This is a genomic window from Pseudomonas sp. B28(2017), assembly GCF_002113025.1.
GTDB lineage: Bacteria > Pseudomonadota > Gammaproteobacteria > Pseudomonadales > Pseudomonadaceae > Aquipseudomonas.
This window is the reverse complement of record NZ_NEJH01000014.1, coordinates 17,881-37,794: the sequence shown is the minus strand read 5'-3', so window position 1 is coordinate 37,794 and position 19,914 is coordinate 17,881. Positions and strand designations below refer to the sequence as shown.

At 58.5% G+C, this 19,914-nt stretch carries 17 protein-coding genes and 2 tRNA genes; 2 read left to right on the top strand and 17 right to left on the bottom strand.

The window, feature by feature from the left end:
- Positions 1–99 precede the first annotated feature (99 nt).
- The 8 genes from CAF65_RS24800 to rlmE all read right to left on the bottom strand — a co-directional run bounded on the left by CAF65_RS24800 (position 100) and on the right by rlmE (position 6,548).
- Positions 100–176 (bottom strand) — tRNA-Met (locus CAF65_RS24800).
- 97 nt (positions 177–273) lie between these two features.
- Positions 274–359 (bottom strand) — tRNA-Leu (locus CAF65_RS24795).
- A 22-nt stretch (positions 360–381) separates the two neighbouring features.
- Complete coding sequence (gene secG, locus CAF65_RS24790) at positions 382–765, bottom strand: preprotein translocase subunit SecG (protein WP_057398830.1); 384 nt, start codon at positions 763–765, stop codon at positions 382–384.
- 4 nt (positions 766–769) lie between these two features.
- Positions 770–1,525 (bottom strand): triose-phosphate isomerase, encoded by a 756-nt coding sequence (gene tpiA / locus CAF65_RS24785; RefSeq protein WP_008018782.1) that lies wholly within the window; start codon positions 1,523–1,525, stop codon positions 770–772.
- A 66-nt stretch (positions 1,526–1,591) separates the two neighbouring features.
- The gene (gene glmM, locus CAF65_RS24780; RefSeq protein ID WP_085718639.1) at positions 1,592–2,929 is read right to left on the bottom strand and encodes a phosphoglucosamine mutase; all 1,338 of its coding nucleotides are present in this window, start codon (positions 2,927–2,929) and stop codon (positions 1,592–1,594) included.
- A gap of 16 nt (positions 2,930–2,945) precedes the next feature.
- The gene (folP, locus tag CAF65_RS24775; protein ID WP_085718638.1) at positions 2,946–3,797 is read right to left on the bottom strand and encodes a dihydropteroate synthase; all 852 of its coding nucleotides are present in this window, start codon (positions 3,795–3,797) and stop codon (positions 2,946–2,948) included.
- 8 nt (positions 3,798–3,805) lie between these two features.
- The gene (gene ftsH, locus CAF65_RS24770; protein ID WP_085718637.1) at positions 3,806–5,716 is read right to left on the bottom strand and encodes an ATP-dependent zinc metalloprotease FtsH; all 1,911 of its coding nucleotides are present in this window, start codon (positions 5,714–5,716) and stop codon (positions 3,806–3,808) included.
- A 199-nt stretch (positions 5,717–5,915) separates the two neighbouring features.
- Positions 5,916–6,548 (bottom strand): 23S rRNA (uridine(2552)-2'-O)-methyltransferase RlmE, encoded by a 633-nt coding sequence (rlmE, locus tag CAF65_RS24765; protein WP_085718636.1) that lies wholly within the window; start codon positions 6,546–6,548, stop codon positions 5,916–5,918.
- 105 nt (positions 6,549–6,653) lie between these two features.
- Here rlmE and CAF65_RS24760 point away from each other — a divergent pair, with 105 nt between their 5' ends.
- The gene (locus tag CAF65_RS24760; protein WP_007942889.1) at positions 6,654–6,962 is read left to right on the top strand and encodes a YhbY family RNA-binding protein; all 309 of its coding nucleotides are present in this window, start codon (positions 6,654–6,656) and stop codon (positions 6,960–6,962) included.
- 9 nt (positions 6,963–6,971) lie between these two features.
- Here the strand turns inward: CAF65_RS24760 and CAF65_RS24755 are convergent, their stop codons facing one another.
- From CAF65_RS24755 to grpE, 8 genes are all read right to left on the bottom strand, one after another.
- Positions 6,972–7,376 carry an MFS transporter gene (locus CAF65_RS24755; RefSeq protein WP_085718635.1) on the bottom strand — a complete coding sequence of 135 codons (405 nt, stop codon included), beginning with the start codon at positions 7,374–7,376 and terminating at the stop codon, positions 6,972–6,974.
- A 28-nt stretch (positions 7,377–7,404) separates the two neighbouring features.
- Positions 7,405–7,881 carry a transcription elongation factor GreA gene (gene greA / locus CAF65_RS24750; protein WP_085718693.1) on the bottom strand — a complete coding sequence of 159 codons (477 nt, stop codon included), beginning with the start codon at positions 7,879–7,881 and terminating at the stop codon, positions 7,405–7,407.
- A 2-nt stretch (positions 7,882–7,883) separates the two neighbouring features.
- Positions 7,884–11,105, bottom strand: a complete 3,222-nt coding sequence (carB, locus tag CAF65_RS24745) for a carbamoyl-phosphate synthase large subunit (protein ID WP_085718634.1) — start codon at positions 11,103–11,105, stop codon at positions 7,884–7,886.
- Between the two features lie 115 nt (positions 11,106–11,220).
- Complete coding sequence (carA, locus tag CAF65_RS24740; RefSeq protein WP_085718633.1) at positions 11,221–12,357, bottom strand: glutamine-hydrolyzing carbamoyl-phosphate synthase small subunit; 1,137 nt, start codon at positions 12,355–12,357, stop codon at positions 11,221–11,223.
- Positions 12,358–12,616: 259 nt separating this feature from the next.
- Complete coding sequence (gene dapB / locus CAF65_RS24735; protein WP_085718632.1) at positions 12,617–13,423, bottom strand: 4-hydroxy-tetrahydrodipicolinate reductase; 807 nt, start codon at positions 13,421–13,423, stop codon at positions 12,617–12,619.
- A gap of 9 nt (positions 13,424–13,432) precedes the next feature.
- Positions 13,433–14,557: a molecular chaperone DnaJ gene (gene dnaJ / locus CAF65_RS24730; RefSeq protein ID WP_008018791.1), complete on the bottom strand. Its 1,125-nt coding sequence runs from the start codon at positions 14,555–14,557 to the stop codon at positions 13,433–13,435.
- 337 nt (positions 14,558–14,894) lie between these two features.
- Positions 14,895–16,811, bottom strand: coding sequence for a molecular chaperone DnaK (gene dnaK / locus CAF65_RS24725; RefSeq protein WP_085718631.1), 1,917 nt, complete (start codon positions 16,809–16,811; stop codon positions 14,895–14,897).
- A gap of 102 nt (positions 16,812–16,913) precedes the next feature.
- Positions 16,914–17,480, bottom strand: a complete 567-nt coding sequence (grpE, locus tag CAF65_RS24720; RefSeq protein WP_007988694.1) for a nucleotide exchange factor GrpE — start codon at positions 17,478–17,480, stop codon at positions 16,914–16,916.
- Positions 17,481–17,720: 240 nt separating this feature from the next.
- On the opposite strand from grpE, the gene recN reads away from it, so the two are divergent.
- Positions 17,721–19,394: a DNA repair protein RecN gene (gene recN / locus CAF65_RS24715; RefSeq protein ID WP_085718630.1), complete on the top strand. Its 1,674-nt coding sequence runs from the start codon at positions 17,721–17,723 to the stop codon at positions 19,392–19,394.
- 79 nt (positions 19,395–19,473) lie between these two features.
- Here recN and fur read toward each other — a convergent pair whose 3' ends face one another.
- Complete coding sequence (fur, locus tag CAF65_RS24710; protein ID WP_003197684.1) at positions 19,474–19,878, bottom strand: ferric iron uptake transcriptional regulator; 405 nt, start codon at positions 19,876–19,878, stop codon at positions 19,474–19,476.
- Positions 19,879–19,914 lie beyond the last annotated feature (36 nt).

Here is a 19,914-nt window from a genome sequence, read left to right as displayed (position 1 = left end):
TAAAAAAATGGGCTAAACGCCCATCCTTGAAACGCCGTCGAACAGCGGCGTTGAAAGTGTCCAGCTAACAAAAAGCCCCTTAAAAGGGGCTCCTTAAACTGGTTGCGGGGGCCGGATTTGAACCGACGACCTTCGGGTTATGAGCCCGACGAGCTACCAGACTGCTCCACCCCGCGACAAAGCTGGGGCGGAAGTATACGACCGATCCCCTACAGGGTCAATGTAACCTTCCACCTGCAAGAAAGCCCGCAACAGCGGGCTCTCCTGACTAATTGGTACCGAGAAGGGGACTCGAACCCCTACACCCTATGGGCACAACCACCTCAAGGTTGCGTGTCTACCAATTCCACCACCTCGGCAATACTACGTTTGAAACCCTTCTTACTTCTGCTCTTGAGCTGGAGGTACGTCAGTCGCTGGAGTAGCCGACTTTTGCTCTTGAAGCACCGGGACATCATCAGAAGCCGGTTGTTGCTTTGGAACTTCCAGTACCGCTGGATTTGGCAGACCTGCTTGAGTCAGCTGATGAGCCTTCTCTTTAGCAAAGTAACCTAACCCCAAGCTGGTCATGAAAAAACCTGCGGCAAGTATAGCAGTAAACTTACTAAGAAAGGTAGAGGAACCTTGGCTTCCGAACACAGTATTTGATGCACCTGCTCCGAAAGACGCGCCAGCGTCCGCACCTTTACCCTGCTGCAGCAAAACCAGAGCTACTACGCCCAATGCACCCAGCAGATGAAAAACGACTACGACTGTTTCCAGCATTTTTTCAGTTTCCCGCGGCGCGACAAATCGCACCGAACTCATCTGCATTCAGGGAAGCCCCACCAATGAGACCCCCATCGATATCCGGCATGCCGAACAGTTCGACCGCATTGGCCGCCTTCACGCTGCCGCCGTATAGAAGCCGCACACCTTGCGCGACTTCAGAATTCTCTGCCGCCAACTGGGCGCGAATGGCTGCATGCACATCCTGCGCCTGTTGTGGCGTTGCAGTCAGCCCGGTGCCAATGGCCCAGACCGGCTCGTAAGCGATCACTGCCTTGGCAAAGGCACCGACACCCAGCTCCTCAATGATGCTGCCCAGCTGACGCGAGACAACTTCAAGAGTCTTTCCGGCTTCACGCTGCTCAAGGGTTTCCCCTATGCACAGCACCGGAATCAAGCCACATGCCTGTGCCGCCGCGAACTTGCGGATCAGCATTCCGTCCTGCTCGCCCATGATCTGACGACGCTCGGAGTGCCCGACAAGCACCAGGGAACAACCTGCATCCACCAACTGACTCGGTGCAACTTCACCGGTCAACGCTCCTTGTCCGGATTCCACCGCAGAATTCTGCGCGCCGACCGAAATCGACTTTCCTTCCAGACCATCAATCACTTGATTGATATGCAGGCAAGGCGGGAATACCGCGACATCAACACTACCCGGCAAGGCCAGGTCACGAAGGCCGTTGATCAGCTCAGCGACGCTGGCGCGGGTACCGTGCATCTTCCAGTTACCAGCTACCATAGGGCGACGCATGCTGTACCTCGTCGGTCAAAGTGGGCGCAGATGTTACCCAACACAATCATGGCTGGCAAGCCGAATTCAGGCAGAAACTTCAGTAATCAGTTTTGCCAGCTCTTCGGCATAGCCACGAACCTGTGCTTCGTCTTCGCCCTCGACCATCACACGCACCAGCGGCTCGGTCCCGGACTTGCGCAACAGCACACGCCCCCGACCTGCCATGGCCTTGGTCACACGCTCGCTGGCTTCCTTGACCGACGGATGATCGAGGGGACTTGCACCGCCACCGAAACGCACATTGATCAGCACCTGAGGGCACTTGCGCAACGCCTGCCGGGTCTGCGCCAGGCCTTCCTCACGCGCGCGCAACGCGATCAACACTTGCAGCGCGGCAATGATTGCGTCACCGGTGGTGGTGTGGCTGAAGCACACGATGTGCCCGGAGTTTTCACCACCCACGATCCAGTTGCGCTCCAACAGCTCGGCAATGACATAGCGGTCACCGACATTGGCACGCACGAATGGGATACCCAGATCAGCCAGGGCCAGTTCCAGCCCCAGGTTACTCATCAGGGTGCCGACCACGCCACCCTGCAGCTTGCCTCGCTCATGCAGATCACGGGCAATGATGAACAGCAACTCGTCGCCGTCCACTACTGCACCCGTGTGATCGACCATCTGAACGCGATCACCGTCACCATCGAAGGCAATACCCAGGTCAGCCTGTTCAGCGACGACGGCAGCCTGCAGCGGACCCATATGGGTCGAACCGCAATTGTCGTTGATGTTCAATCCATTCGGTTGCGCAGACAGCACAACGACTTCGGCGCCCAACTCGCGGAACACACTCGGCGCCACCTTGTAAGTCGCACCGTGAGCGCAATCGATCACGATTTTCAGGCCCGTGAAACTGGTGCCGGTCGGAACACTGCTCTTGCAGAATTCGATATAGCGTCCTGACGCGTCGTTGATTCGCGATACCTTGCCGATCTTGCTCGATTCCACCACGGTCATTGGCGTATCGAGCAACTCTTCAATCATCAGCTCGACTTCATCCGGAAGCTTGGTGCCTTTGCCGGAGAAGAACTTGATGCCATTGTCATCATGCGGATTGTGCGACGCACTGATCACGATGCCAGCCTCGGCATGGAAGGTGCGCGTCAGGTAGGCAATCGCCGGGGTCGGCATCGGACCAAGGAGCATTACATCGGCACCAGCGGAGGTCAGCCCCGCCTCAAGCGCAGACTCGAACATGTAGCCGGAGATCCGGGTGTCCTTGCCTACCAGGACCTTGCAGGCGCCCATCTTGCGGAACGCCATACCTGCAGCCCAGCCGAGCTTGAGCATGAAATCAGGAGTAATCGGGTATTCCCCGACACGCCCACGAATACCATCGGTGCCAAAATATTTTTTGCTCATAAGTGCTCCATCATTCTTATTCGGCTGATTCCACTGCGGCAATCATCCGCACCACATCCATTGTTTCGGCTACATCATGGACGCGCAATATACGCGCACCTTTCGCCGTAGCCAGCGCCGCGAGCGCCAAACCACCATACAGCCGGTCTCCCACCTGGCGATTCAACGCCTGACCAATCATGCTCTTTCGCGAAACCCCGACCAACAGGGGTCGCCCCAAGGCATACAGGGCTTCCATATGCTTGAACAAACTCAGATTGTGCTGCAAGGTTTTCGCGAAGCCAAAGCCGGGATCAAGAATGATCCGCTCGGCTGCAATACCCGCCAATGAACACTGAACCATGCGCTCGGCGAGAAACTCACCGACTTCCCTTGTAACGTCCTGGTACTGTGGATTGTCCTGCATATCGCCCGGCTCTCCCAGCATATGCATCAGGCAAACCGGTAGCCCGGTGGCCGCCGCAGCATCCAGCGCACCATCACGACGCAACGAACGCACGTCATTGATCAACCCGGCACCCAGGCGCGCAGTTTCACGCATGACGGCTGGCGTGGAGGTGTCGACCGAGATGATGACGTCAAGCTCGCGACTGATGCGCTCGACAATGGGCGCTACGCGCTCCAGCTCCTCCAGCGGCGATACCGCCCTGGCACCTGGGCGGGTGGACTCGCCGCCAACATCGATCAGCGTCGCGCCGGCCGCCACCATGGCTTCGGCATGGCGCATGGCCACGTCGAGCTGGCTGTACTGGCCACCATCGGAGAAGGAATCAGGAGTGACATTGAGAATACCCATGACATGCGTCTGGGCCAAATCAAGAACCCGGTTGCCGCAAGGCAACCGGGTCGAGGACTGAACAGAAGTCATTTCAAACCTTATACGTCAGCAGCAGGACCGCCGATCGGTGTTTCCGGACGCTCATCCTGCACCACCGGAGGGGTGCCGGAAGTACCTGTGCCACCCGACCAGTCGCGTGGCTCGCGAGGTGTACGACCCGCCATGATGTCGTCGATCTGCTCGGCATCGATCGTTTCGTACTTCATCAAGGCATCGGCCATCGCATCGAGCTTGTCACGGTTGTCCGTGAGAATCTGCTTCGCCGTGCCATAGCACTGATCGATGATGCTGCGCACTTCGGAGTCGATCAGCTTGGCTGTCTCACCAGAGAAGCTTGCATTCTGACCGCCACCGCCGCGACCGAGGAACACTTCACCCTCTTCTTCGGCGTACATCAGCGGGCCGAGTTTTTCCGAAAGACCCCACTTGGTCACCATGTTCCGCGCAATCTGACTGGCACGCATGATGTCGTTGGAAGCACCGGTGGTCACGCCATCGAAGCCCAGGGTCATTTCTTCAGCGATACGACCGCCGTACAGCGAGCAGATCTGGCTGATCAATGCGCGCTTGGACAGGCTGTAACGATCCTCTTCCGGGAGGAACATGGTTACACCCAGCGCACGACCGCGCGGGATGATCGACACCTTGTACACCGGATCATGCTCAGGCACGACACGCCCCACAATGGCGTGGCCCGCTTCGTGATAAGCCGTGTTCTGTTTTTCCTTCTCGGACATGACCATGGTTTTGCGCTCGGCGCCCATCATGATCTTGTCTTTCGCCAGCTCGAATTCCTTCATCTCGACGATGCGCTTGCCGGCACGGGCAGCGAACAACGATGCCTCGTTGACCAGGTTGGCCAGGTCAGCACCGGAAAAGCCTGGAGTACCACGAGCGATCACGGCCGGAGCAACGTCGTCGCCCATAGGCACTTTGCGCATGTGAACCTTGAGAATCTGTTCGCGACCACGGATGTCCGGCAGACCTACCACAACCTGACGGTCGAAACGGCCTGGACGCAGCAACGCCGGGTCCAGAACATCGGGACGGTTGGTCGCAGCAATCACGATGATGCCGTCATTCATTTCGAAGCCGTCCATCTCGACCAGCAATTGGTTGAGAGTCTGTTCGCGCTCGTCGTGACCACCACCCATGCCGGCACCACGATGGCGACCGACCGCATCGATTTCATCGATGAAGATGATGCATGGAGCGTGTTTCTTGGCCTGCTCGAACATGTCGCGAACACGACTGGCACCCACGCCGACGAACATTTCAACGAAGTCGGAACCGGAAATGGTGAAGAACGGTACTTTGGCTTCGCCGGCGATGGCCTTGGCCAGCAAGGTTTTACCGGTACCCGGAGGACCGACCATCAGCACGCCGCGAGGAATGCGGCCACCCAGGCGCTGGAATTTGCCTGGATCGCGCAGGAACTCGACCAACTCACCAACTTCTTCCTTGGCTTCGTCGCAACCGGCAACGTCAGCCAGGGTAGTTTTCACCTGATCTTCGGAGAGCAGGCGTGCCTTGCTTTTACCGAAGCTCATCGGCCCGCCCTTGCCACCCGCACCGCCCTGCATCTGCCGCATGAAGAACATGAACACGGCGATGATCACGAGGATCGGGAAGCTGGCGACCAGAAGCTGGGTCCAGATGCTTTGCTGTTCAGGCTGCTTGCCTTCGACCACGACGTGGTTATCCACCAGATCACCGATCAGGCCGTTGTCCTGGATCGCCGGACGGATGGTCTTGAAGCTGTCGCCATCGTTGCGTTTGCCGGTAATCACGTAGCCATCAACCGCCACGCGCTCGACCTTGCCATCCTTGACCTGCTGGATGAAGTCGGAATAGTTGAGGGTCTGCGGCTCGTTAGGGCTGGAGAAGTTGTTCATCACCGTCACCAGGACAGCCGCGATGATCAACCACAGGATCAGATTCTTTGCCATATCGTTCAATTAACTACCCTCTGAAGCAAGCTCCGCTACTGGCGCGCGCTTCGCATGATATTCACCGGCCTAACTTACTACATTACCTACAACTTGGCAGGCGCCGTCTGTAACCCTTTGTGAAACACTTCCTACACAATATTCGCTAATTCTGACAAGGCGTAATACAAAAATCCTATCACCTCGATCGAAAATTCACTCAACCTTCACTGCGTCCGCGGAAACCACGGCCCAGCAGGTACTGCTCGCGAGAACGGTCGCGCGACGAGGTCGGCTTGCGCATCTGCACCTTCTCGAACTGCTGACGAACGCTCTTGTGGAACTCGTCGAAGCCTTCGCCCTGGAAGATCTTGATCAAAAAATCACCACCGGGCTTGAGCACCCGGGTCGAAAGATCCAGTGCCAACTCGCACAGGAACATCGCTCGCGGCATGTCTACGGCCGGTAATCCACTCATATTGGGGGCCATGTCGGAAATCACAAGGTCTACTTCTTTATTTCCGACGGCCTCGAGGATCCGGGCCAGCACGGCATCCTCGGTAAAGTCGCCCTGAATGAAGGTCACGTCCGGGATGCTGTCCATTTCCAGAATGTCAGAAGCGATCAGTGTCCCCTGCCCGCCAATCAGACGACTGGTCACCTGGGACCACCCACCGGGGGCCGCACCCAGGTCGATTACGCTCATGCCTGGACGGATCAGACGGTCCTTTTCCTGGATCTCCAGCAGTTTGTAGCTGGCGCGGGAACGGTACCCGTCTTTTTGTGCCATTTTGACGAATGGGTCGTTGAAATGTTCTTTCAGCCAGTTAAGGCTTGTCTTGGAACGGGCCACGGGATACCTCGGAAATAAAACGGGTCGTGATTAACTGGGCGGTCCCGGACTCGCTCGGGTAAACTGGCCGCCGCTTTTTACAAGATCAGACGCAGGGGTCAGATTATGCCGCTCACTCAAGAGCAGAAGAAACAGTACAAATCCATTGGCCACCATCTGAAACCAGTTTTGATTGTGGCAGACAATGGTTTGACTGAAGGTGTGTTAGCCGAACTCGAGCGCGCTTTGGCGGATCACGAGCTGATCAAGATCAAGCTCAACATCCTCGATCGCGAATCGCGCCTGGCGTCCATTGCAGAGCTCTGCAAGGTCGGCAAAGCGGATCTGGTTCAGGTCATCGGCAAGATGGCACTGATCTACCGCAAGAACTTCAGCGTCAACAAGCAGCTGTCGAACGTCCATCGCTTCAAGTGATGGCAAGGGTCAAGGGTGTGCTTCGCGCACCCTGCCACTCCATCCCGGCACCGGCTGCAACACCAGCACCACTCCGCAAAAGCCCAGAACAAGATAGCTGAACGCCTGCCAACGCACGGCATCCGGCCAACCGAAACGCACCGCGAAGTACATCGCGCACGCGCACAGCGCCATCAACAGCAGCTGCCCGCGAATATCCCGCCATAGACTGACAAGGCCCTCGGCCTTAATCAGCACCAAAGCCTGAAAAATCAAACACGCCGTGGCGAAACCCACTATCAACGCATTGAGCGTGCCGGCGATTTCATCGATCAGTAGCGGCGCCAGGCCAATTCGCCCCAGCACCGGCAACAGACCGATTTGCAACAACCACAGGCCGCCGACCCACAGCATCTGGGTCAGCTGCCAAAGCATGGCGCCCGCACGGAGCGGGCGCCGGCCTTCAGATGTGGCGAACTTCGACAATCTCGTACTCGATAACGCCACCAGGCGTCTTGACTGCAACCACATCACCCTCTTCCTTGGCAATCAAGGCGCGGGCAATCGGCGAGCCGACAGAGATCTTGCCGAGCTTGATGTCAGCCTCGTCCTCACCAACGATCTGGTAAGTCACGCTTTCATCAGTTTCGACGTTGGCGATTTCGACGGTCGTGCCGAAAATCACCTTGCCGGTGTGAGGAATGGTCGTCACATCGATGACCACCGCATTCTGCATGCGGCCTTCGATATCACGGATCCGCGCCTCGACCATACCCTGCTGCTCACGGGCAGCGTGGTATTCGGCGTTTTCCTTCAAGTCACCCAACTCGCGGGCCGTACCGATGTCCTGGCTGAGCTTCGGACGAACGACCTTGGTCAGGTGAATGTGTTCTTCTTCCAGGGCGCGAGCGCCCTGAACAGTCATTGGGTACTTCGTTATGCTCATGCCTTCAATCCTGCGTGTAGATCCTGCAAGCGGCGCACGGTCTTCTCGGGACCGAACTTCAGCGCTTCACAGATAGCTTCGCCAGCAGCAATGGTGGTGGTGCAGTAAATCTTGTGCTGCAGGGCATTACGACGAATGGAGTACGAATCAGCGATCGACTGACGACCTTCAGTGGTGTTGATGATCAACGTGACTTCGTCATTCTTGATCATGTCGACCACGTGCGGACGACCTTCGGTCACCTTGTTCACACGGCGCACTTTCAGGCCTGCAGCCTCGATCAGCTTGGCAGTACCGGCAGTGGCAACCACTTCGAAGCCCAAGTTGATCAGATCACGGGCCACGCCCGCAACCAGCGGCTTGTCGTCGTCACGTACGCTGATGAACGCAGTACCGCCGGTCGGCAACACTTCGCTGGCGCCCATCTGGGCCTTGGCGAACGCCTCACCGAAGGTGTCACCGACGCCCATCACTTCACCGGTGGACTTCATCTCAGGGCCGAGGATCGGGTCAACGCCAGGGAATTTGGCGAACGGGAACACCGCCTCTTTCACGCTGTAGAAGTTCGGAATGATTTCCTTGGTGAAACCCAGCTCTTTCAGGGTTTTACCAGCCATCACGCGTGCTGCGATCATCGCCAGGGAAACACCGATGCACTTGGACACGAACGGTACGGTACGGGAAGCACGCGGGTTGACTTCGATGACGTAGATGTCTTCGCCTTGCAGCGCCAACTGAACGTTCATCAGGCCGACCACGCCGAGCTCCAGGGCCATTTTCTTGACCTGTTCGCGCATCTCGTCCTGGATGTGCGCCGGCAGCGAGTACGGAGGCAGCGAGCACGCGGAGTCACCGGAGTGAACACCGGCCTGCTCGATGTGCTGCATGATAGCGCCGATCACCACGTCTTTGCCGTCGCAAACCGCATCCACATCCATCTCGATGGCGCAGTTCAGGAAGTGGTCCAGCAGCACCGGGCTGTCGTTGGACACTTGAACCGCTTCACGCAGGTAGCGCTTGAGTTCTTCTTCTTCGTAAACGATTTCCATCGCACGACCGCCCAATACGTAGGACGGACGCACCACCAGCGGGTAACCGATCTTGCTGGCGGCACGAATGGCTTCGTCTTCGCTGCGCACGGTGGCGTTTGGCGGCTGACGCAGGTTCAGGCGCTGGACCATTTGCTGGAAGCGCTCACGGTCTTCGGCGCGGTCGATCGCATCAGGGCTGGTGCCGATGATCGGCACGCCAGCTGCTTCCAGGGCACGAGCCAGTTTCAGCGGGGTCTGGCCGCCGTACTGGACGATCACGCCTTTCGGCTTCTCGACACGGACGATTTCCAGCACGTCTTCCAGGGTCACTGGTTCAAAGTACAGGCGATCGGAGGTGTCGTAGTCGGTGGATACGGTTTCCGGGTTGCAGTTGACCATGATGGTCTCGTACCCGTCATCGCGCAGGGCAAGTGCCGCGTGTACGCAGCAGTAGTCGAACTCGATGCCCTGGCCGATACGGTTCGGACCGCCGCCCAGGATCATGATCTTGTCGCGACCCGATGGTGCGGCTTCGCACTCTTCTTCGTACGTCGAGTACAGGTAGGCGGTGTCGGTGGCGAACTCGGCGGCGCAGGTGTCGACGCGCTTGTAGACCGGGAACACTTCAAGCTTGTGACGATGAGCACGCAGGCTCTTATCGGTCACACCCAGCAACTTGGCCAGACGCTGATCGGAGAAACCCTTGCGCTTGAGACGGAACATCAGATCGCGGTCGATGCTGGTCAGGCCCAGGGTCTTGACCTTCTCTTCGTCCTTGATCAGGTCTTCCATCTGTACCAGGAACCAAGGATCGATCATGGTCATGCCGAAGATATCTTCAACGCTCATGCCGGCGCGCATTGCGTCCGCCACGTACCAGATACGCTCAGCGCCCGGCACGGTCAGCTCGCGCTTGAGTACGCTCATGCTTTCCGGGTTGCCCAGATCAACTTTCTCGTCCAGGCCGCAAACACCGACTTCCAGGCCGCGCAGGGCTTTCTGCAGGGACTCCTGGAAAGTACGGCCGATGGCCATGACTTCACCAACCGACTTCATTTGAGTGGTCAGGCGCGCGTCAGCCTTGGAGAACTTCTCGAAGGCAAAGCGTGGCAGCTTGGTGACGACGTAGTCGATGGACGGTTCGAAGGACGCCGGGGTCTTGCCGCCGGTGATGTCGTTCGACAGCTCGTCGAGGGTGTAGCCCACAGCCAGTTTGGCCGCGACCTTGGCGATCGGGAAGCCGGTGGCTTTAGAGGCCAGTGCCGAGGAACGGGAAACGCGCGGGTTCATCTCGATCACGACCATGCGGCCGGTGTTCGGGCAAATACCGAACTGAACGTTGGAGCCACCGGTTTCCACGCCGATCTCGCGCAGCACCGCCAGGGAGGCGTTACGCAGGATCTGGTATTCCTTGTCGGTCAGGGTCTGTGCAGGAGCCACGGTGATCGAGTCACCGGTGTGCACGCCCATCGGGTCAAAGTTTTCGATGGAGCAGACGATGATGCAGTTGTCCTTCTTATCGCGGACAACCTCCATCTCGTATTCTTTCCAGCCGATCAGCGATTCGTCGATCAGCAGCTCCTTGGTCGGCGACAGGTCCAGACCACGGGCGCAGATTTCTTCGAACTCTTCACGGTTGTAGGCGATACCGCCACCGGTGCCACCCATGGTGAAGGACGGACGAATGATGCACGGGAAGCCGAGCTTCTCGAGGACCGCATTGGCCTCTTCCATGCTGTGGGCGATACCCGAACGCGGGCACGACAGGCCGATGGATTTCATCGCCTTGTCGAAGCGCGAACGATCTTCGGCCTTGTCGATGGTGTCAGCGTTGGCGCCGATCATTTCTACGCCGAACTTCTCCAGAACACCTTCGCGCTCCAGATCCAGGGCGCAGTTCAGAGCGGTCTGACCGCCCATGGTCGGCAGCAGTGCGTCCGGACGCTCTTTCTCGATGATCTTGGCAACGGTCTGCCACTTGATCGGCTCGATGTAGGTGGCGTCGGCCATGGCCGGGTCGGTCATGATGGTGGCCGGGTTGGAGTTCACCAGGATGACACGGTAACCCTCTTCGCGCAGGGCTTTACAGGCCTGGGCGCCGGAGTAGTCGAATTCGCAGGCCTGGCCGATCACGATCGGGCCAGCGCCGAGAATCAGGATGCTTTTAATGTCTGTACGTTTTGGCATGGGTTTGTCACTCAAATCCGCAGGTCAGTCGGCAAGCCGTCTTGTTCAATCTCTGACTTGAGGGGGCCACCGGTATCGGGGCCGCCCTCAAGCTGTGCTACATCAGGGCGAGCGATCAGCGTCGCTTGGCCATCTCATTGATGAAGCGATCGAACAATGGCGCTACGTCGTTCGGGCCAGGGCTGGCTTCAGGGTGACCCTGGAAGCTGAAGGCGCTCTTGTCGGTACGCTCGATACCTTGCAGGGTGCCGTCGAACAGCGATTTATGGATCGCGCGAACGTTGGCTGGCAGGGTCGCTTCGTCTACGGCAAAACCGTGGTTCTGGCTGGTGATCATCACCACGCCGCTGTCCAGATCCTGGACGGGGTGGTTGGCACCGTGGTGGCCGTGACCCATTTTCAGGGTCTTGGCGCCGGAGGCCAGGGCCAGCAGTTGGTGACCGAGGCAGATACCGAAGACCGGAATTTCGGTCTCCAGCACGTCCTTGATCGCCTGGATCGCGTAGTCGCAAGGCTCCGGATCACCAGGGCCGTTGGACAGGAACACGCCGTCCGGCTTCAGCGCCAGTGCATCGGCAGCAGGCGTTTGCGCAGGCACGACGGTCACGCGGCAACCGCGCTCGACCAGCATACGCAGGATGTTCACCTTGACGCCGTAGTCGTAGGCCACGACGTGGTATGGCAGCTCGGAGGCTTCGAGGGTCGCGTGGCTGTCGGTTTTCAGATCCCAGACAGTCGAGCGCCACTCGTAGCTTTCCTTGGTGCTGACGACTTTCGCCAGGTCCATGCCCTTGAGGCCAGGGAAGCCCTGGGCGGCGGCGATGGCGGCTTCTTCGGAGATGTTGTCACCGGCCATGATGCAGCCGTTCTGCGCGCCTTTTTCACGCAGGATGCGCGTCAGGCGGCGGGTGTCGATACCGGCGATGGCCACAACATTGTTGGCTTTCAGGTAGTCGGACAGGGACATCGTGTTGCGCCAGTTGCTCGCCACCAGTGGCAGGTCACGGATGACCAGGCCGGCGGACCAGACGCGGTTGGACTCGGCGTCTTCCGGCGTGGTGCCGGTATTGCCGATGTGCGGATAAGTCAGGGTAACGATTTGTTGGGCGTAGGAAGGATCGGTAAGGATTTCCTGATAGCCGGTCATTGCGGTGTTGAACACCACCTCACCAACGGTTTGACCGTCGGCTCCAATGGCTTCGCCGCGAAAAATGCTGCCATCAGCAAGGGCGAGTATGGCTGGCTTAGTCAAGAAGACCTCCCGTAAATAAAGCCTGAAAGGGCGATCGCAGGTTGTAAAAAAGCGGAGTGACGTATGGACACGTCACCCCGCTTCTTCACTGAATTATTCTGCGCGCTTTTAGTGGACACACTAAAGCTGTAGCTTACAGAAAAAGGCATTTTTGGTCTACCGCCAATGAGCCTTAAAGGCTGGAGAATGCGACAGGACGTCGCTTGGCGGAATAAAACCGGGCTCAAACGCTGTGCGCGAGCCCGATTTCGGGTGCATCTTAACGCAGGTCGAGCACGTCTTGCATGTCATAAAGGCCAGGCTCGCGCCCGTCCAGCCACAACGCAGCACGTACCGCACCCTTGGCAAAAGTCATGCGGCTGGAGGCCTTATGGGTGATCTCCAGACGCTCGCCTTCGCAGGCAAACAGCACCGTGTGATCGCCAACCACATCACCACCGCGCACGGTGGCAAAGCCGATGGTTTCACGCTCACGCACACCGGTATGGCCTTCGCGACCATAAACCGCGACCTTCTGCAGATCACGGTCCAGCGCGCCAGCGATCACCTCACCCATGCGCAGGGCCGTACCTGACGGCGCATCGATCTTGTGACGGTGATGCGCTTCGATGATTTCGATATCCGCCTCATCACCCAGCACGCGTGCAGCCATATCGAGAAGCTTCAGCGACAGGTTCACACCAACACTGAAGTTGGCAGCGAACACGATGGGAATATCCTTGCCCGCCTCAGCCAGCAACTGCTTCTGCGCAGCGTCCAGCCCGGTGGTGCCGATCACCATGGCCTTGCCTGCCTTGCGGCAGAAGGCCAGGTTTTTCAGCATGACTTCCGGCAGCGTAAAGTCGATCAACACGTCGAACTCTTCCGCCACGGACTCCAGGCTTCCGGCCAGCGGCACACCAATGCGCCCCAGCGAAGCCAGCTCACCCGCATCCACGCCAATCAGCGTGCTGCCAGGGCGCACAACGGCCGCCGTCAGACCGGTTAGAGGCGCGCGCTGCTGCACGGCCTCGACCAGGATTTTACCCATGCGCCCGGCAGCGCCCATCACAGCTATACGTCGCATGCCGACTCCTTACAAATCGCCGAAGAAGCGCTTGACGCCTTCGAACCAGCCAGTGGTTTTCGGCGAATGACTGTTGTCGTCCGCCAGGGAGCTACGGAACTCCTCGAGCATTTCGCGCTGGCGACGGCTCAGGTTGACTGGAGTCTCGACCGCCACACGGCACATCAGGTCACCGGCACCGCCACCGCGCACAGGTGCAACACCCTTGCCACGAACACGGAACTGCTTGCCGGTCTGAGTGCCTTCAGGGATCTTCAGCTTGACGCGACCATCGAGGGTCGGAATCTCCAGCTCGCCACCCAGCGCAGCATCGACGAAACTGATCGGCACTTCGCAGAACAGATGCTTGCCGTCACGCTGGAAGATCGCGTGCTCACGCACATTGATCACCACGTACAGGTCACCAGTCGGACCACCCTGAGCACCCGCCTCGCCTTCACCGGACAGACGGATGCGGTCACCGGTATCGACACCGGCCGGCACTTTCACCGACAGGGTCTTGTACTCTTCGACACGACCTTCGCCATGGCAGGAATCGCATGGATCGGAAATGATCTTGCCCTGGCCATGGCAGCGCGGGCAGGTCTGCTGCACCGAGAAGAAGCCTTGCTGCATGCGCACCTGGCCGATACCGCCGCAAGTCGGGCAAGTTACCGGTGCAGAGCCTCTCTTGGCACCGGAGCCGTCGCAAGGCTTGCAGTTGACCAGCGTCGGAACGCGGATGTTCACGGTCGTACCGCGCACCGCTTCCTCAAGGTCAAGCTCCAGGGTATAGCGCAAGTCACTGCCGCGCTGAGCGCCACCACGGGAACCGCCGCGACCACCACCGAAGAAATCACTGAAGACATCGCCAAAGATGTCGGAGAAGTTCTGACCACCGAACCCGGCACCGCCGCCACCCATGCTCGGGTCGACACCGGCATGACCGTACTGGTCGTATGCCGCGCGCTTGCTGGAGTCCGACAGCACTTCGTAGGCCTCGTTGGCCTCCTTGAATTTCTCTTCCGACGCCTTGTCATCGGGATTACGGTCCGGGTGGTGCTTCATCGCCAGGCGACGGTAGGCCTTTTTCAGGTCTGCTTCGCTTGAGCCACGCTCAACACCCAACACTTCGTAATAGTCACGCTTTGCCATAAGTCTTTGCACTCTTGAGGATGTCCGACAAAACCCTCCTGAGCCTGCCGAACTCGTTGAGCCCCAATACAGGCCCGGACCCAACTCACGTCAATTCAACGATCCTGGTCTTTGATTCAATGCGGTACTTGCGGCTCGAAAAGCAGGAGCATTCCCGGCCATACCACCAACATCCCGAGGCAGACTGAATGGCTTGTTCGTTAGAGCCTCTCAATCCGCCACTGTCGCATGCTGTAAAAATTCGCGTATTCCAGACACGCCAACGCGGGAGCAAGCTCCCGCGCGGCGACATCCTACCAGTCACCGCCCAAAGGCAGTCAACCGGCCGACCAACAACTTACTTGTGGTCTTTGACTTCTTCGAACTCGGCGTCGACAACGTCGTCAGCCTTTTCCGCCTTGTCGTCGTGCGGTGCCGCGCCTTCAGCAGGCTGAGCCTGTTCGGCGTACATCTTCTGCGCCACTGGAGCGGAGACTTTCGACAGTTCTTCAACCTTGGCTTCGATAGCAGCCTTGTCGTCGCCTTTAACGGCGGCTTCCAGGGCAACCACTGCCGCCTCGATTGCAGTCTTCTCTTCAGCGGTCACTTTATCGCCGGCATCAGCAACCATTTTGCGCGTCGAATGAACCAGCGCGTCGCCCTGGTTGCGGGCGGTGGCCAGCTCTTCGAACTTGCGGTCTTCCTCGGCGTTCGCCTCGGCATCACGCACCATGCGCTCGATTTCTTCGTCGGACAGACCGGAGTTGGCCTTGATCACGATCGACTGAGTCTTACCGGTAGCCTTGTCTTTCGCACCTACGTGCAGGATGCCGTTGGCGTCGATGTCGAAGGTCACTTCGATCTGTGGCACACCACGTGGAGCCGGTGGAATGTCGGCCAGGTCGAACTTGCCCAGGGACTTGTTCTGCGAGGCTTGCTTACGCTCGCCCTGCAGCACGTGAATGGTCACGGCTCCCTGGTTGTCGTCGGCAGTCGAGAACACTTGCGATTTCTTGGTAGGAATCGTGGTGTTTTTCTCGATCAGCGCGGTCATCACGCCACCCATGGTTTCGATACCCAGGGTCAGCGGGCTGACGTCGAGCAGCAGAACATCCTTCACGTCACCGGCCAGTACCGCGCCCTGGATAGCAGCACCCATGGCAACCGCTTCGTCCGGGTTCACGTCTTTACGAGCTTCTTTACCGAAGAACTCGGTTACCAGCTTCTGAACCAGTGGCATACGGGTCTGACCGCCCACCAGGATCACGTCGTTGATCGCGCCAACGTCGATACCGGCATCTTTCATCGCGATGCGGCAAGGTTCGATGGTGCGCTGAACCAGGTCTTCCACCAATGCTTCGAGCTTGGCGCGGGAGATCTTCACGTTCAGGTGCTTTGGACCGGTGGCGTCTGCAGTGATGTATGGCAGGTTCACATCGGTCGACTGGCTCGAGGACAGTTCGATCTTGGCTTTTTCAGCAGCTTCCTTCAGACGCTGCATGGCCAGCGGGTCACCCTTGAGGTTCATGCCGCTTTCTTTCTTGAATTCGTCGACGAGGTAGTCGATCAGACGAATGTCAAAGTCTTCACCGCCCAGGAACGTGTCACCGTTGGTGGCCAGTACTTCGAACTGGTGCTCGCCATCGACTTCAGCGATCTCGATCACGGAAACGTCGAAAGTACCGCCGCCCAAGTCGTAAACGATCACGGTGTGATCGCCCTTCGCCTTGTCCATACCGTAAGCCAGAGCAGCTGCGGTTGGTTCGTTGATGATACGTTTTACGTCCAGACCGGCGATGCGGCCGGCGTCTTTGGTCGCTTGACGCTGGCTGTCGTTGAAATAGGCCGGAACGGTGATCACCGCTTCAGTCACGGTCTCGCCGAGGTAGTCTTCGGCGGTCTTCTTCATCTTCTTCAGAATTTCAGCCGAGATTTGTGGCGGTGCCATTTTCTGGCCGTTCACTTCAACCCAGGCGTCGCTGTTGTCAGCCTTGACGATCTTGTAAGGGACCATCTGGATGTCTTTCTGCACGACTTCTTCGTCGAAACGACGACCGATCAGACGCTTCACCGCATACAGGGTGTTGTGTGGATTGGTCACAGCCTGACGCTTGGCCGACTGGCCAACCAGAATTTCGCCATCGTTGGCGTAAGCGATGATCGACGGCGTGGTACGCGCGCCTTCAGCGTTTTCAATAACTTTTGCCTTGCCGTTTTCCAGCACGGAGACGCAGGAGTTGGTAGTCCCCAGGTCGATACCGATGATTTTGCCCATGTTCACTCTCCCGAAACTTTGGATTTGGTTGCCGCAGCAGTGGTGGCTAACTGCGGTAGCACTTAAACGCTTGACTTATAAATGGGGGCCTTGCGGCGGATTTCAAGCCTGCTCGTCAATCGAAGGCGAAACCGGCGCAGGCGCCTTGCTGACCACAACCATGGCCGGGCGCAGCAGGCGACCATTGAGCTGATAGCCCTTCTGGAACACCTTCAGAACGCTGTTCGGCTCGACATCGGCACTTTCCTGCATGGCCATTGCCTGATGCTGAACGGCATTGAACGGTTCGCCATGCGGATCGATCGCTTCAAGCTGATAACGCTTGAGGGTGTCGTGGAACATTTTCAGGGTCAGCTCGATGCCTTCGCGCATCGGACGGATGCTTTCGTCGTCCGGACTGGACAGCTCCAGGCCGCGCTCCAGGCTGTCGACGATCGGCAGCAGGTCGCCGGCGAATTTTTCCAGCGCGAACTTGTGAGCCTTCTCCACATCCTGCTCGGCGCGACGGCGGACGTTCTGCAGATCGGCGGCTACACGCAAAGCCTGATCCTGAGCGCCTGCCAGTTGCTCTTCGAGCACTTGTACACGAGCCGCCAGGTCTTCACCCGAAGCCTCGGGCGCCTGGTTGGCGTCTGGGTTTTGCGTATCCACTGTCTGTTCGTCAGCCATAGGTTTCTCCTTTCAATATCGTCCGCGAGCTCGACTCGCGCTTCTGCCCAGCTATATGGGGCCGCAAAATCCGGCTTCAAGGGGGCCCGATCATTAACCCTACAAAAAACAACTGCATTGTCATTCCCGCCCGCGATAAGGGTTTTGTCGGACCAAGCCAATCGAGCTAACGAGGGGCATTGTCAGCCAGAAACAAAACACTGTATAAATAACCAGACTCAACACCTGGGAGCGGCCCATATGCTGGTGCACCTGTCCGTACACAACTACGCCATCGTTGAACATCTCGATCTCGAACTCGATCGCGGGATGAGCGTGATCACTGGGGAAACCGGCGCGGGCAAGTCGATCATGCTCGACGCGCTGGGCCTTACCCTGGGCGATCGCGCCGACAATGGCGTAGTCCGCCCCGGCGCCGACAAGGCCGATATCCTGGCCACCTTTGATCTGGCCGACATTCCGGAAGCCAGCGCCTGGCTGGCCGAGCGCGACCTGGAAAACGACGGCCCTTGCATCCTGCGCCGGGTGATCACATCCGAAGGACGCTCGCGTGGCTACATCAACGGCACGCCCTGCCCGCTTGGCGACCTCAAGGCACTGGGCGAGCTGCTGATCGACATTCACAGCCAGCACGAACATCAATCCCTGCTCAAGACCGATACCCACCGTCGCCTGCTCGATGAATATGCCGGCGCGACGGATCTTGCCCGCCAGGTTCAACTCGCCGCCCAACGCTGGCGCCAGACCCGCCAGGAACTGGAGCGACTGTCCAACTCCGGCGACGAGCAACGCGCCCGCCACCAGCTGCTCAGCTATCAACTCGAAGAGCTGGAAAACCTCGGCCTTGGCGACAACGAGCTGGAGCAGTTGGAACAGGAACACAAGAACCTGACCAACGCCGAAACCCTGCTGGGAATCTGCCGGCAAGTCGTCGAGCAGTGCAGTGAAAGTGATTCAGGAAATGTCCTCAACGCCCTCACCGCCAGCCTCAACCGCCTGTCGAGCGTGAACAGCTCGATCGGGGCGCTGGGCGAAGCCAGCAGCTTGTTGACCAGCGCACAGATCCAGGTTGAAGAGGCCGTAGGTGAACTGAACCGCTTCCTCGACAATTTCGATGCCGACCCGTCGCGCCTTCAATACCTTGAGGAGCGCCTCGACACGATCTACACCCTGGCACGCAAACACCGCATCCAGCCAACCGAAGTTGCCGAGATGCAACAGAAACTGCTGGATGAAATCGAGACCCTGAACGCCAACGACGAATCCATCGAGCGACTGAGCGATGAGCTGTCGTCCTATGCTCGGCACTATCAGGAAAGGGCCCGGGAACTGAGCGACCTGAGGCACCAGGCGTCGAACAGCCTGGCCAGCGCCGTGGAGCAGGAAATCCAGCGACTGGGCATGCCTGGCGGGCGCTTTACCATAGAACTACGTCCTAACAGCAGCGATGAGCTACTGCCCAATGGCCTGGAACAGGTAGAACTGCTGGTCAGCGCCAACCCTGGCCAGCCGCTGAAGGCCCTGGCAAAAGTGGCATCCGGCGGCGAACTGTCGCGGATCAGCCTGGCGATCCAGGTCATCACCGCACAGACTTCCCGTGTTCCGACCCTGGTGTTCGACGAAGTCGACGTCGGTATTGGCGGCCCGACCGCAGAAATCGTCGGCCAGTTGCTGCGCAGGCTCGGCGAGCGCGGACAGGTACTGACCGTGACCCACTTGCCGCAAGTGGCAGCACAAGGTCATCAGCATCTATTTGTGCACAAGGTGCGCGGTGAAGATGCCACCCGTACGGCCGTTTCAAGATTGAGCAAAAACGACCGCGTGGAAGAAGTCGCACGGATGCTGGGCGGTATTGACCTCACCAAGGAGTCCCTGGCTCATGCAAGAAAAATGGTAGTTGCCGCAAAAGCTTAAATAGATAGAGGCAGAAAGCACGAAGGCGACCCTGGGGTCGCCTTCGCTCGTTTCGCGAACTGATGTTCACGCGACATGCTTACTTTTTCTTGCGCACGTACAGCACCAGATTGTGATCAACCATCTCGAAGCCATACTTGTCGACGATTGCTTTCTGAAGCCGCTCGATTTCCTCGTCGAAGAATTCGATCACTTCGCTGGTTTCGACGTTGACCATATGGTCGTGATGCTTTCCGTCGTCCAGCTCGAAGACTGCATGGCCTCCGTCGAAGTTGTGCCGCACCACAAGGCCAGCTGCCTCGAACTGGGTCAGAACACGGTAAACCGTGGCCAGACCGACGTCCTCACCAGCCTCCATAAGGGCCTTGTAGACATCCTCGGCACTCATGTGGCGCTGCTCGGCGGAATCGAGCATTTGCAGAATTTTGACCCGTGGCAGGGTCACTTTGAGGCCGGCTTTGCGTAGTTCGCTATTTTCAACCATGGTCAGCTTTCTCGCGATGCTGCTTCGCAGCTTCTC